Raw genomic sequence first — 13,704 nt, 5'->3', positions numbered from 1 at the left:
TTACTTTAAATCATAAAGTAAAAAAGCACGGGGAACTCCCGTGCTTGATCAATAATTAAAAATTTGATATGAAACGACTATATAAGTAATGATGATAATCATAGGTGGTAACGCATATGTGATCAGGTTTTTGGTTTGCTTTCGAATCAACATAAATAGCGTGATCACCATCATTCCAAGGCTTAAAGATGCAGTAGCAATCATTGAAGGACTCGCTCCTTGTAGGATAGGCCCCTTCTGATAAAAGGCGTCTGTAAAAGCAATTAGTAATAAATTAAAAAGGTTGCTTCCCAAAATTGACCCAATCGCCATGGCATAATTAGCAATTTTAAAAGCTGCGATCACTGCAACTAGCTCAGGTAGTGATGTAGCAGCGGCGATTAGTACACTACCGACAAAGCTTGAATTCATGCCAGTTTGTACGGCGAGAAGATCCCCTGAAATGGATAATATACTACCAGCAACTAAAACAGCGATTGCGGAAAAAACAAAATAACGAATGGCCTTCTTTAACGAAATATCCTCATTTTCAATCAACTCGTCTGCTTCTAAGGCAGGCTCCTCTTGATCAAAGAGTTTTACACAAACAATATATAAAGCGACCAAGACGAACATTTCAATTCCGATATTAAAAATGCTAACGTTATAATCCCAAATTAGTGCTACAATAACAATTAAGGTCATAACAACCCCAAATAAAGCAGCGGGAAGTTGATGACTTGAGTTGACATGGTCGAAAGCTCTTTTTCTTCGGTAAATAAAATCAATAAGTGCAATAATTAATAAATTAAAGACATTACTTCCTAACATATTACCAACAGCAATATCGACATTATCAATGTAAACAGCCGTAACACTTGTCGTTAACTCTGGAAGTGAAGTTGCCCCGGCAATTAAGACAGTTCCTACCATCGCACCACTCATTGCCGATTTTTGACTAATAACATCACCATATTTATTTAATTGGATCGCGCCGTATACGACAAAAACGGCAGCAATTATGAAGACAATATACACCATAATAGTATGGTTCCTCCTTTGATTTGACAATAAAGATTTAATAGGGTTAAATAATAAATGGTCTAAAAAACAAAAAGACCTCGGCTCCATAGTAAAATAGAGCCAAGGTCTTGCGTATGACTTGATGAACCGGGTGAACAGTCACCGGGTATGACGATTCATCAACCGTATTATACGGTCGCTACTCCCCTTGCTATTACATAATATAGCCTAATAGAGAGTAAGAGTCAAATGTCGAAAAGTGACAAGTTTATTTAGTATAGTTCTAATTATTAGATTTTTATGATAAAATAAGTTAGAATACCTAAAAGAATGATTATTTTCTATTTTGTGTAAATACTAGATTACGTAATAGTAATCTAGTAAAATATAATAATATAGGGGGAAAGCTCACATGAGAAAGTCTATTTTACTTTTAATCTCAGTAGGGTTTTTAGCAACATTGGTACTATCAGCATGTGGTGGAGGTAGCTCTAGTGTTGCAATTGGACCTGCAGGTAGTGGTACACAAGCTGCAGCGAATTCAATTCTTGAAGGTGCAGGTTTAGGAGACGATGACATCGATACTTACGAAGAAGGTTTCGGTGATGCTAGTGATGGTCTTCAAGATGGAAACATTGACTTGTCATTTGGTCTATTAGGACTTCCGGCAGGTAGTGTTGATGACTTACAGGCGAATACAGGTGACGCTAAGTTAGTAGGGTTGTCTGATGATGTTATTGAGTATGTTGAAGAGAACTTAGGTTACTTACGTTATACAATTCCAGCTGATTCTTACGATTTCATGGATGAAGATGTGGAAACGGTAACGGCTTATGCTGTATTAGTTGGTAATACAAATACGATTGATCACGACTTAGCTTATGAACTCGCTCGTGTATCTGTAGAGCATGCAGATGAAAATACACACGCTCAATCAGACCATATGACTCTTGAGAATGCTCTAAATGGTTCTGATGGTTTACCAATTCACCCTGGTGCTGCTGAATATTATGAGGAGCAAGGTTTAGATGTATCAGGTGAGATTGCTGATGTTAGTGCAACAGCAGATTCTCGTCCGGAAGAATTAATCTTAGGTACTGGTAGCTCTGGTGGTACTTATTATCCACTAGGTGGAGAGATGGCAACTGTTTGGAATAACCATATTGATGGTGTTAACGTTACATCAACTGAAACAGGTGCATCTGTTGAGAACCTAGCAGACATTGGAAGAGATGATCAGGACCTAGGTATGACAGTTCACGTACCAGCACAAGAGGCTTACAATGGTGAAGGTGACTTCGAAGGTGCAGCAGTTGGTAACTTCGCGTTTATTGGTCATATTTACCCTGAGGTTATGCAGATCATTACACGTGAATCAACAGGTATTGAGAGTTTAGATGATTTAAAATAAGAGAGATAAAGTGAACTAATTTAGTACATGTAAAGGGACCGACACAGTGTGCCGGTCCCTTTTATGCCAAATATGTAGGGGTATTGGCAGGTTGAACCCATTTATAAGGTGGTGAAAGGTGTGTCTAGAAAAAAGAACAACGAGACTGATAATCGGAATGAGCAACCAATAAACCCATCACCAGAAGTAAACGAAAATGGTGAAGCAGTTGATCAAGAAGAGTTACTTAGGAAATATGACAGGGAAAGTAACACAAGGACGAATATTGGAAAGTGGGCTTGGATTGTTACGTTTCTGGCTGTGTATTTAACAGTGTTCCATTTGTGGACCGGTTTAAATGGTACGTTGCAATCACAAATCCAAGGAGCTATACATGTAGGAACTGCTCTAGGTTTAATTTACTTACTATATCCAGCGAAGAAAGGATTACATGACCGAGGCGTACCTTGGTACGATGTGATTTTGGCTTTTACAGCAATATATGTTGGGTATCATAAAATCATCTTTTTTGATGAAATACTTAATGCTCGTGTCCACGGTTATGAGACATTTGATGTCATTGTAGCGGTTGCTGGTGTTCTGTTATTGTTAGAAGCAACTAGAAGGGCAGTCGGTTTACCAATTGTCATCGTGGCGAGTGTAGTGATCTTATATGCACTCTACGGTAATCTCATACCTACTCAAATTCTCTCACATAAAGGCTTCTCATTTGAGCGTGTGATGACAGACCTTTGGTATAGAGAAAATGCGATTTTCGGTATTCCAGTTCAGGTTTCCGCTAAGTTTATTTTCCTTTTCCTTTTATTTGGGGTTATTTTAGTACACTCCGGAATTGGGAAGTTCTTTAATGATTTAGCGTTTGCCTTAACAGGGCGTTTTACGGGAGGTACAGCAAAAGCAGCTGTATCCGCAAGTGCATTACAAGGGATGGTATCTGGTAGCTCCATTGCGAACACGGTTTCATCTGGGTCCTTTACAATTCCGATGATGAAAAGAGCTCGATTTAGACCAGAATTCGCAGCGGCAGCAGAAGCTTCTGCTTCAACCGGTGGACAATTAATGCCACCAATTATGGGTGCTGCAGCTTTTATCATGATTGAGTATACGAGTACCGATTACCAAACCATTATGTTAGCTGCATTGATCCCAGCGATGTTGTATTTTACAGGTATCTTTATGGGATCACATTATGAAGCTAAAAAACAGGGTATTTTCGGTGTTGCGAAGGAAACGTTACCTAACACATGGCATCTCTTAAAGACGAAGGGTTATATGCTCTTACCTTTAGTTGCGATTATTACCACGTTATTCATGGGCTTTACGCCTCAACGTGCAGCACTAATGGGTATTTTAACAGCATTTCTCGTGAGCCTTGTTAGTAAAGAAACTCGTATGTCGTTTAGGAAAATTATTTATGTCATTGAACAAGGTGCACGTGTTGCCTTACCGGTAATTGGTGCAGTTGGTACAGCGGGAATAATTGCTGGTGTTGTTGGAATGACTGGTCTGGGTGGTAAAGTAGCATCCGGTATTATTGCTCTATCTAATGATGTACAGTTGCTTGCATTAATCTTTACGATGATTGCGTGTATTATCCTAGGGATGGGGCTTCCAACAACGGCAAACTACGTTGTGACAGCTACGATTGCTGCCCCAGCGTTGATTAACGGTTTTGGTGTTGAAGTACTTGCTGCTCACTTATTTGTTTTCTATTTTGGTATTGTTGCGGATATTACTCCACCAGTATGTCTGGCAGCTTATGCCGGCTCAGGAATAGCTAAGTCGAATCCGTTTAAGAGTGGGCTTACTGCCGTTAAATTGGCCATCGCTGCCTTTATTATCCCATATATATTTGTCTACAATCCGATTCTTGTCACGCCGCTTGAACATCCGTTTATGATGTTGATCTTGGCTGTGGCGACTGCGTTAATTGGTATGATGGGTATCAGTAGTGCGGTTATGGGATATTTCCAGCGTCGCACATACGTCTGGGAGCGATTTGCGTTAATTGCAGCTGGCTTAATGTTAATTGTCCCTAACGTTTATATTGATATTATTGGTATTGTAATCATTGCGCTTATTTGGTATATCCAAAAGCGCCGACCAGAGGATCATGAGAGTGCAGTGGCTGCATAAACATTAATTTGGAGTTAACAGAGAACAGAGGGCTAACCCTCGTTCTCTGTTTTTTTTGTGTATATTGAGTAGGTGTGAATATAATCCATTGCTGCTGAATCGCCAATATTAATTGCTTAGTCATCCATTTTTTTGAATTAGCTCTTACCCTCAAAACGCCAATATAATTCATAATTAGTTGGTAATATCATGAAAAATGATATAATAGTAAACTATATAGAAAAGAATAATGCGTGAAGGGGGAGTGTAAGTGTGCCTTTAGAAGAACACAGGCCTGCCGGGTTCTGGATACGCTTTTTAGCATGGTTTATAGATGGAATTTTTGTCTTAGTTCTTGCGTGGATGATTGCTGTTTTAATCAATGACCAAGCTTATTTTGAATCTTGGCAAGCAACAAGTGGAGAACAATCGACACTTTCAGACGGGATAGCAAGTTTAATTTACAATGTGGTTTTTGTCGTTATCTTTACAGCTAGCACGCTAAAAGGAACTCCTGGTAAACTTATTTGCAAGATTCAAGTGGTTAATCCTGATATGACGAAAATCAGTATGTTAAAGTCAATTGGTCGACTGTTTGCTTATATCATATCTGCATTGCCCTTACTTATTGGCTTTATGTTAGCAGGATGGAATCAAGAGAAGAAAGCATTACATGACATCATTTGTCGAACAAGAGTGGTTTATCGTCAATAATAGATCTAAGTTTTGTAAATTAATTGAGTGTTCTTGGATAAAATATGAAAAATATATAGCTACAAACTCTCATATATTATGTGGATGAAAGAGAGGATTAATAATGGAGAAAAAACGTTGGACAGCTTTAGCGATTGCTGTTGGGTTGTTTTTTGTATCATTGATTGCCCAGTTTTCATCAACTGTTGCAACTACTCAATGGGGCGAGTTGATATCTGATGAAAACGATTTTGCCGAAGAGGTTCGTGAAGATGGCACAGGCTCAGAAAAAGTAGCGGTGATTCATTTAAACGGGGTTATTCAAAGTGATGATGTAGGTGGGGTTATTAATGCTAGTACCTATAATCATCGAGTTTTATTAGAAATGTTGGATCATGCTAAAGAAGATGAGGGCATCGAAGGAGTAGTATTAAGAGTTAATACGCCAGGGGGAGGCGTTGTTGAGAGTGAAGAGATTCATGATCAGATTGTCAGTTTGCAAGAGGAGGACAAGCCTGTTTATGTATCAATGGGTAATACGGCAGCTTCAGGTGGTTATTATGTGTCTGCACCAGCGGAGCAAATTTTTGCCCACCCTGCGACATTAACAGGGTCGATAGGTGTCATTATGGAGTCGATCAATATTGCCGAATTGGCTGATGATTTAGGAATTGACTTTAACACCATTACGAGTGGTGAGTATAAGGATATCATGTCGATTTCACGTCCAATGTCAGAGGATGAGGAAGATATTTTACAAACTATGATTGATGAAATGTATGATGACTTTGTCAATGTCATTGTTAATGGTCGAGATATGGATGAAGCTACTGTGCGTGAATTGGGAGATGGTCGTGTTTATACGGGTTCCCAAGCTAAGGATGTCGGGCTTGTTGATGAGCTAGGCTCTTTAGATGATACAATTGAACAGCTTCAACAAGATTATAACCTAGAGAATGCGCAAGTTGTGGAGTACGAGTATTCATTAGGTATTGGTTCGTTGTTTGGAATGACTGCAGAGAAAATGTTCGGTGATGAGCTTCAGTTATCAGGCCTAACTGAGATGTTACGAGTCTCTAATTCGCCTAGAGCTATGTATTTGTATACGGAGTAAGGGGGTGCCTTAATTGTGTGAGGATCAGTTGGATCAATCAGTAAAACAAGTTGACTCTTTAGAGAATGTTCGTTTCGCTGGATTTTGGATGCGCTTTTGGGCATACCTTATTGACTTGGTGATTGTCTTTAGTATTAATGGAATCGTTATTGTTCCTTATCAATTACTAACGGGTAGTGCGGTCTATGAGATTGGTTTTTGGACCGTGACAACCATCGTCAATACGATTGTCCTTTATATGTATTTCCTGGTTATGACCAAATATTTTAATCAAACTTTAGGAAAAAGAATTTTAGGGCTCAGAGTTATCCGTAAAGATTTCAGACCACTTGAATGGAGTGATTTAATCTTCCGTGAAATAGTTGGTCGCTTTTTTCACCGGGTATTGTTTTTTACAGGTTTATTATATTTAGTGGTCGCATTCGATTCACAAAAACAAGGTATTCACGACATGGTTGGCGACACGAGAGTCATTCATGAATGGTCGCTCCCGGAGTAGTCAATCATAAAGGGGAGGATGAGATGAGAGAACCACCACGTTTAAAGATTGCACAAGATGCTATTAAAGCTTGGAAATTATCAGCAGCATTATTGATGATTATTCCTTGGTTGATGGTTGTGGCTACTTTTATAGCCGGAAAATACCTAAACTTAACCATTTGGTTTGGTGTGATTACCATTGTTCTGACGATTGTTTTAACTTACTTATCTATTTTTTTAATACCTAAAGTACGTTGGCGTTGCTGGCGTTATGAAGTGTTTGATCAGGAAATCTATATTCAGTATGGGATTCTTGTCGTTTCACGGACCTTGGTGCCGATGATTCGTGTCCAGCATGTTGATACTAAACAAGGTCCCATTTTAAAACGATATCAATTAGCTGGTTTAACGGTTTCAACAGCGGCAACAACTCATGAAATACCAGCTCTACCTGAAGAAGAAGCAGCCAAATTACGAGATCAAATTTCGGAGTTGGCACGGGTGGATGAAGATGATGTTTGAGCCTAGACGACTTCACCCGACCGCTATTATTTTTAATGTTATATATATATTAAAGAATTTAATCTATGTTATTGGTGCAATTGTAATTGCCTCATTTGGAGATGGGATGTTTATATATGTAGCTTTTGGCATAGGAAGTATAATGGCTGCTTTGATTATTTATAGCATTCTTGCATGGTTTCGATTTAAGTACTCGATAGTGGGTGATGAGTTAAAGATTGAACAAGGTTTGATAATTAGGAAAGAACGTTATATTTCTAAAAACCGAATCCAATCAATTGACTTAACACAAGGGGTCATCCACCGAATATTCAAGCTGACTAAAGTACAGATCGAAACGGCCGGTAGTGATCAGAGTGCTGATGCATCATTAAGTGCGGTAACATTTACAGAAGGTGAGGCGATTCGGCAAGAGTTAAAGCTTAGAAAAGAAGTCTTGGATGCTAAGGATTCAGAAGATGAGGCTGCCAATCATCCAACGATAAAGGTGTCGCCCAAGCGATTAATTATTGCAGGATCAACCTCTGGAAGTGTGGGAGTGATTTTAGCGTTATTTTTCGTGGCGTTTAGTGAGATTGAACGTTTTATACCTGAACAAGCTTATGATGAAGTGGCGCGATGGATGATGACACAGACGCTTGAAATTGTTATGTTCTTAGCAATACTTCTGTTAGTATTCCTCTGGATTTTAGGAATTCTGGGGACAGTCATTAAGTATGGAAATTTTCAAGTGACACGCCAACATAATGAGCTCTTTATTACTCGTGGTTTATTAGAAAAGCGTCAGATGACTCTCCCTCTCAAGCGAATCCAGGCTTTTGGGATTAAAGAAAGTTTAATTAGGCAACCACTTGGGTTTGCAACACTCTATGTAGAGATTGCAGGTGGAGAGGTCAATAATGCTAATGCCAGAACGTTAATATTTCCTATTATTAAAACTCAGGAGATTGAATCGTTTTTACAAAGACTATTGCCAGAATATCAACAGGTTCCAACAACATATACATCCGTACCCAAACGTGCATTTCCTTATTATTTAGTTAGGACACTATTTCTGCCTGTTATCTTATTCGTGATGGTGTTAATATACTTGTCGAATTTTATAGTTGTACCAATTGTTTTAATGATCCTAGGAGCATTATTAGGTTGGCTTCGTTACCATACAGCCGGATACCACCTAGACGATGAACAATTAACCATAGTTATGAGAGACTTCGGCAAGGATACGTTGGTCATGAAACATAGTAAAGTTCAATCGATGCAAAGAAAGCAAAACCTCTTGCATCGTAAACAGCAATTAGCAACCGTTCGTTCATCGATGTTAAATAACTTTGCTGGCCGACATGCTATCTTAAAAGAGGTGGACGTAGAAGAGGCTAACCGCATTTCGGATTGGTTTTCTTTAAGAGGAACTTTTGAACATAAATAAATGTATATTAATCATGAACAAACCTTCTCGTCCATATATTTAGGTGAGGAGGTTTGTTCGATGAGACGATTGTTTTTAGTTTGTTTGTGGATTGGAGGCTTATTGTTACTAATTTACTTGCTTAAAATACCTGTGCCTAGTTCAACCCATTTCACGAATGTGACCATGCCCCTTGCTAATAAAGTAATTGTAATCGACCCAGGACATGGAGGTGTCGATGGAGGTGCCGATCATGGCGAGATTAAAGAGAAAACCATTACGCTTAATACTTCTTTTTTCCTTCGAGATTACTTGCAGGAAGCGGGGGCGCAGGTGTATTTAACGCGAGAAGACGATATTGACTTAGCACCTAGTGATATGAGTGGTTATTCAAAAAGGAAGGCGCATGATATCAGAGAGCGAGTCAAGTTTATTAAAGATAAAGATGCTGACCTATTTGTCAGTATACATCTCAATTCGGTATTGAATCAAAGTTGGAGTGGTGCTCAAACATTTTTTTATCCAGGAGAAGATAATGAGGCTTTGGCTCGTTCAATTCAAGCTCGACTGCGTGATTCAACAGATACCAATAGACAAGCGTTAGGTATTAATCAGATATATATTTTAAAAAACGCTGATACAACTGGAGCTTTAGTGGAAGCTGGCTTTCTCTCTCATCCCGGGGAAAGGGAATTGTTAATAACTGAGGATTACCAACGAGTGTTGGCATCATCTATATATGAGGGAATTATTGAATACGCCTCGACCGAACAGCGAATCGATCAAAACTAATAAGAGTTAAGAACTGAGGGATTTTAAAATTTATGTTATACTAGCCGTGGCGTTAAATTGAACTCATACTAAAGGAAGGTGTCCTAGTTGATTACAGAAGAGCGCGTTAGAGAGTTATTAAAGCCAGTACAAGATCCACATATACATAAAACGTTTGAAGAAACCGATGCGGTGGAGAGCGTCAAAATTAAAGAGGATAAAGGTCATGTTAGTGTCAAAATTGCTTTAGCCGAACCTAATTCTGGTGAGCAATTACAGTTACAACAAGAGATTGTTGGTATGCTTAAAAAAGAAGGTGCAGCTACAGTAGGTCTTCGATTCACTGAACTTCCAGAAGAAAAGCGTAACGCATACTTATCAGAGGCAAATGATGAACAAGAGGCTAATTTAATTGGTCAAAAAGGTACAACCTTTATTTCGATCGCTAGTGGTAAGGGAGGCGTTGGTAAGTCAACAGTGACAGTTAACTTAGCGATAGCTCTTGCCAGGTTAGGTAAAAAGGTTGGTATTGTTGATGCAGATATATATGGTTTCAGTGTCCCAGATATGATGGGGATTGAAAATCGCCCACAAGTTCGAGGGAAGAAAATTATCCCTGTAGAGCGTTTTGGCGTACAAGTGATTTCAATGGGATTCTTTGTAGAAGATAATTCGCCAATCATTTGGCGTGGCCCAATGTTAGGGAAAATGTTAACGAGCTTCTTCCAGGAAGTTGAATGGGGCGATCTAGATTATTTATTATTGGACCTACCACCAGGTACAGGGGATATTGCTTTAGATGTTCAAGAGCTGTTACCGTCTTCTAAACAATTAATCGTCTCAACACCACATCCTACTGCTGCATTTGTTGCAGCACGTGCTGGACAAATGGCTCTTAAGGCCGATCATGAGATACTAGGTGTGGTGGAAAACATGTCTTACTTTGAAAGTAACCTCACAGGACAAAAAGAATACGTCTTTGGTGAAGGTGGTGGCGATAAGCTAGCTGAGGTTCTTGATACCGATGTTTTAGGTCGCTTACCGTTACAACAGCCTTATGAGGAGGAAGACATGTTTGCCCCGGGTGTTTATCAAGAGGATCATCCGACAGGTAAAATCTTCTTATCCATTGCCAATCAAGTGATTAAACGTGCAAATGATTAAGTAAAAAGAAAAGCTGCCTCTAAAAGTCTTTAAATCGACTTTTTAGGGCAGCTTTTATTAGATAAGATCAAGTTTAAGCGAGTGACTAGGTAGAGAAGAGAAATTATTTAATGACATCAGAAAACATCTTGTCATTTATGCTCCACCACCTCCACCACCTGAGTCACCACCACCATTTCCACCACCTTGTTGGTCTTGTTGCTGTTCCTCAGCACCACCCTGTTCTTCTTGTGGCGGGTCCATTTCTTGGGCGGCTTTGATTAAGGCTTCCGTGATTTGCGCTTTAAATCTTGGGTTGTTTAATGTCTCTTCGATTGTTTGTTCTAGGTGTTGCTTATAATCTTGACTTTGAAGAATTTTAAGAATCATCTTTTGCATATCTTCGTTGTTAAAAATGGTTATAATTTGTTCTTGGTAGCTCGAGTCATGCATCAATCCTTGCATGATCTCGATACTTTGATCTTCCGTTGCGTCAATATAACTTTGTACGAATTCTGGATCTTCGAATAGATCTTTCCAAAAAGTCTTTCCCTCTTCGCTATTAATTGCCTCTTCAATAGCTTGGCCAATGGTGTCGGATTGAAGGACTAAGTGTTGTTTCATTTCATCTTCTTTAAGAACTTCTTGCAATGCACTTTTACCATCATCCGTTTTTAGTATATCAACAACCATTTTCTTCGTTTGTTCGTAGTCAGGACTTTGAGACTGTTGGCTTTCACCACCACCGTTACACCCAACTAATAAAAATACGGGTATCATAAATATTATGATGCATTGTCTAATCATATCGACATGCTCCTCAAGTTAGGAATCAGTACTTTTAATATTAGATGGTTGTGAAAAAATATACATATATGAAGAAAGCAAAATCATCCAAATCATGATAAAATACGTGTGGTAACGACTATTTTCTTTAGGGGGAACGAATTGTGACAGTCCGTATCTGGTTTAGATTCTTTATAACATTACTTGTCATTGGTGCTCTTTCAACCGTTATAACAAGCTTCTTTGTCCAATCGCATGCTTATGAACCATATTTAGATCCTTTTAATACTTGGGAAATCTTTGGCGCATTATTATGGTATGCAGGCTATGGACTTGTATATAGTGTCATCGCACAAATGGGCTTTTTTGCATATTTAACTTTACACCAGTTTGGTAAAGGTTTCTTCGGATACTTCTGGAAGCATGCGCAAATAATTATGATTGGATTTGTTTTGTTTGAGTTGATCTATTTAAGGTATACACGAGCCGATGATCCTGATAGTTTATTCCCTTACATAGTAGTGGCACTTGTCTTATTCTTATATGGACTAGCTGTAGCCTATGTAAAAGCAATGGAAACTCATCGACGTGCCTTCTTACCTGCTATTTTCTTTATGGTTGTGGTCACAACCATCGAATGGGTTCCGGCTTTACGAACTGATGATGCAGAGTGGATAATATTAATGGTTGTTCCATTGCTCGCATGTAATACTTATCAGTTATTAAAACTACACCGGATTGTTGGTTTTAATAACCCGGAAGATACTCAATCTGAATCAAATGAATCTAAATCTAATCATCAAAAGTCAAATCAAAAAAATAGCCAAAAATAAGTTATTCAAGTGGGTTTAATTCCACATCTGCTGGGGAAAGAAGCTCTGAGATCGTGTAAAACTGATACTCATCTTCTTTCTTTTGTTTAATCAGGCGTTCGACAATCTCGGGCGTCGCAGTTAGATTATCTTGAGCAAAAAACAAGACGATATCTCCTTCATCCACTTCCTGAATTAGATGGTTACTAACTTCCTCAGGATCACTATCGTGTTTAACGTTCGCATAAACACTCCAAAAAACTGTTTGATACCCTAGTTGTTGAATCGTATCAATAACCATTTGGTTGTATTCATTCTCTGGAGGTCTAACAAGAGATAGAGGGTCATAATCCAAATTAGATAATACGGTCACCCCATTTTGGATATCTTCTTCTATATATGAAGTAGATTGATCTTCATATGGATCTCCCTTAAAGCCAAGTAATCCCACTTCATGATTTTCTTCAATTATAAGTTCGGCAATATCTTCGTTTCTTAATGCCCATTCACCATTTATGAAAAAAGTCGCTTTAGTATTCTGCTGTTGTAAAACATCAAGGATATCTACTATAACATCATCCCCCCACATCACATTAAAAGTTAGGGAAATTTCCCTTTCACCTTTTAAGCTTTTTGTGATTGCACCCGACGGAGTTGAATCTGCCCCAACGTTTAAAACCACTAAAGATGAAAAATGAACAGATAAATAAAACAAGACCATTAAACAAATAACTATTCCAACCTTTTTTAACCTTGTCCAATTTAATGCAAAGAACATTGCTACCCAACCTTTTTATAGAAGATTACTTTACAGAAATATATATATGAATAAATGCATACTTTTAGAATGGTTACTGTACATAATGAGATGATGTATGGAAAAAATGTAAGTATAAAAAGAGAAGAATGGAAGTGGATGAAATGATTGGATTAATGGTAAATGAATATGAGCAAAAGGAAATTGAGTACTTACTAAGGAAGGAAATGGATGAGTTATTATATGATTTCACTCATATGGACTTAGAAGAACAAGTAAAAGAGGCAATCAGGGAACGTTATATTTTATTATTTAATATTTATAAGCGGTTTGCTAGCCAGAAAGACTGCCTTAAATATACACCTAATCGTAATTTGTTTTATGTAAAATAAAAAAAGTGCTAAAAACTATTGATTTCTTTAATAGGGGTATGGTATATTTATTTTCGTCGTTGCGAGACAGACAATTAACGACAAATGCTAACGAAAAAACATTTAAAAATGTGTTGACACTTGTTAGCTATTATGTTAAATTAATTCTTGTCGCGAAAAACGACAAACACTTTGAACCTTGAAAACTAAACAAAATAGCCTGACGTCAATTCGGTTTTCTTTCTAACTCAGAGAGAAAACAACGAATGATAAGTAAGAAGCCAATCAAACACTATTTGGAGAGTTTGATCCTGGCTCA

General features: G+C 38.2%; 14 protein-coding genes. 11 read left to right on the top strand and 3 right to left on the bottom strand.

From position 1 onward, the window contains the following. Nucleotides 1–48: 48 nt before the first annotated feature. Nucleotides 49–1,020 carry a sodium:calcium antiporter gene (locus HWQ49_RS12505; protein WP_188207963.1) on the bottom strand — a complete coding sequence of 324 codons (972 nt, stop codon included), beginning with the start codon at nucleotides 1,018–1,020 and terminating at the stop codon, nucleotides 49–51. A 394-nt stretch (nucleotides 1,021–1,414) separates the two neighbouring features. Here HWQ49_RS12505 and HWQ49_RS14860 point away from each other — a divergent pair, with 394 nt between their 5' ends. From HWQ49_RS14860 to HWQ49_RS12460, 9 genes are all read left to right on the top strand, one after another. After that, the gene (locus HWQ49_RS14860) at nucleotides 1,415–2,413 is read left to right on the top strand and encodes a TAXI family TRAP transporter solute-binding subunit (RefSeq protein ID WP_188207962.1); all 999 of its coding nucleotides are present in this window, start codon (nucleotides 1,415–1,417) and stop codon (nucleotides 2,411–2,413) included. A gap of 120 nt (nucleotides 2,414–2,533) precedes the next feature. Beyond that, nucleotides 2,534–4,549, top strand: a complete 2,016-nt coding sequence (locus HWQ49_RS12495) for a TRAP transporter permease (RefSeq protein ID WP_188207961.1) — start codon at nucleotides 2,534–2,536, stop codon at nucleotides 4,547–4,549. A gap of 252 nt (nucleotides 4,550–4,801) precedes the next feature. After that, entirely contained in the window at nucleotides 4,802–5,242 is a 441-nt protein-coding gene (locus tag HWQ49_RS12490; RefSeq protein WP_188207960.1) for an RDD family protein, read from the top strand. A 103-nt stretch (nucleotides 5,243–5,345) separates the two neighbouring features. Next, complete coding sequence (sppA, locus tag HWQ49_RS12485; RefSeq protein WP_188207959.1) at nucleotides 5,346–6,335, top strand: signal peptide peptidase SppA; 990 nt, start codon at nucleotides 5,346–5,348, stop codon at nucleotides 6,333–6,335. 13 nt (nucleotides 6,336–6,348) lie between these two features. Then, complete coding sequence (locus HWQ49_RS12480) at nucleotides 6,349–6,834, top strand: RDD family protein (protein WP_223155174.1); 486 nt, start codon at nucleotides 6,349–6,351, stop codon at nucleotides 6,832–6,834. A 23-nt stretch (nucleotides 6,835–6,857) separates the two neighbouring features. Beyond that, nucleotides 6,858–7,337: a PH domain-containing protein gene (locus HWQ49_RS12475; RefSeq protein ID WP_188207958.1), complete on the top strand. Its 480-nt coding sequence runs from the start codon at nucleotides 6,858–6,860 to the stop codon at nucleotides 7,335–7,337. Continuing rightward, nucleotides 7,327–8,766 carry a PH domain-containing protein gene (locus HWQ49_RS12470; RefSeq protein WP_188207957.1) on the top strand — a complete coding sequence of 480 codons (1,440 nt, stop codon included), beginning with the start codon at nucleotides 7,327–7,329 and terminating at the stop codon, nucleotides 8,764–8,766. The genes HWQ49_RS12475 and HWQ49_RS12470 overlap by 11 nt, the downstream gene beginning before the upstream one ends. A 60-nt stretch (nucleotides 8,767–8,826) precedes the next feature. Continuing rightward, nucleotides 8,827–9,537, top strand: coding sequence for an N-acetylmuramoyl-L-alanine amidase CwlD (gene cwlD / locus HWQ49_RS12465; RefSeq protein WP_188207956.1), 711 nt, complete (start codon nucleotides 8,827–8,829; stop codon nucleotides 9,535–9,537). Between the two features lie 87 nt (nucleotides 9,538–9,624). Continuing rightward, nucleotides 9,625–10,680 (top strand): Mrp/NBP35 family ATP-binding protein, encoded by a 1,056-nt coding sequence (locus HWQ49_RS12460; protein WP_188207955.1) that lies wholly within the window; start codon nucleotides 9,625–9,627, stop codon nucleotides 10,678–10,680. 135 nt (nucleotides 10,681–10,815) lie between these two features. On the opposite strand, the gene gerD is transcribed toward HWQ49_RS12460, so the two are convergent. Further along, nucleotides 10,816–11,466, bottom strand: a complete 651-nt coding sequence (gene gerD, locus HWQ49_RS12455; RefSeq protein ID WP_188207954.1) for a spore germination lipoprotein GerD — start codon at nucleotides 11,464–11,466, stop codon at nucleotides 10,816–10,818. Nucleotides 11,467–11,609: 143 nt separating this feature from the next. Between gerD and HWQ49_RS12450 the strand changes: the two genes are divergently transcribed. Continuing rightward, nucleotides 11,610–12,278, top strand: coding sequence for a KinB-signaling pathway activation protein (locus HWQ49_RS12450; protein ID WP_188207953.1), 669 nt, complete (start codon nucleotides 11,610–11,612; stop codon nucleotides 12,276–12,278). 1 nt (nucleotide 12,279) lies between these two features. Here the strand turns inward: HWQ49_RS12450 and HWQ49_RS12445 are convergent, their stop codons facing one another. After that, nucleotides 12,280–13,035, bottom strand: coding sequence for a polysaccharide deacetylase family protein (locus HWQ49_RS12445; protein WP_188207952.1), 756 nt, complete (start codon nucleotides 13,033–13,035; stop codon nucleotides 12,280–12,282). Between the two features lie 143 nt (nucleotides 13,036–13,178). Here HWQ49_RS12445 and HWQ49_RS12440 point away from each other — a divergent pair, with 143 nt between their 5' ends. Next, the gene (locus HWQ49_RS12440) at nucleotides 13,179–13,406 is read left to right on the top strand and encodes a hypothetical protein (RefSeq protein WP_188208041.1); all 228 of its coding nucleotides are present in this window, start codon (nucleotides 13,179–13,181) and stop codon (nucleotides 13,404–13,406) included. Nucleotides 13,407–13,704 lie beyond the last annotated feature (298 nt).

This window comes from Alkalibacillus aidingensis (assembly GCF_014595945.1).
GTDB lineage: Bacteria > Bacillota > Bacilli > Bacillales > Alkalibacillaceae > Alkalibacillus > Alkalibacillus aidingensis.
The sequence above is the reverse complement of the archived record's forward strand: the minus strand, read 5'-3'. Positions and strand labels throughout refer to the sequence as shown.

Excerpts from the sequence above, each read along its gene's own strand:
- HWQ49_RS12505 (WP_188207963.1), bottom strand. The coding sequence starts at position 1,020 with ATGGTGTATATTGTCTTCATAATTGCTGCCGTTTTTGTCGTATACGGC.
- HWQ49_RS14860 (WP_188207962.1), top strand. The coding sequence starts at position 1,415 with ATGAGAAAGTCTATTTTACTTTTAATCTCAGTAGGGTTTTTAGCAACA.
- sppA (WP_188207959.1), top strand. The coding sequence starts at position 5,346 with ATGGAGAAAAAACGTTGGACAGCTTTAGCGATTGCTGTTGGGTTGTTT.
- HWQ49_RS12475 (WP_188207958.1), top strand. The coding sequence starts at position 6,858 with ATGAGAGAACCACCACGTTTAAAGATTGCACAAGATGCTATTAAAGCT.
- HWQ49_RS12470 (WP_188207957.1), top strand. The coding sequence starts at position 7,327 with ATGATGTTTGAGCCTAGACGACTTCACCCGACCGCTATTATTTTTAAT.
- cwlD (WP_188207956.1), top strand. The coding sequence starts at position 8,827 with ATGAGACGATTGTTTTTAGTTTGTTTGTGGATTGGAGGCTTATTGTTA.
- gerD (WP_188207954.1), bottom strand. The coding sequence starts at position 11,466 with ATGATTAGACAATGCATCATAATATTTATGATACCCGTATTTTTATTA.
- HWQ49_RS12445 (WP_188207952.1), bottom strand. The coding sequence starts at position 13,035 with ATGTTCTTTGCATTAAATTGGACAAGGTTAAAAAAGGTTGGAATAGTT.
- HWQ49_RS12440 (WP_188208041.1), top strand. The coding sequence starts at position 13,179 with ATGATTGGATTAATGGTAAATGAATATGAGCAAAAGGAAATTGAGTAC.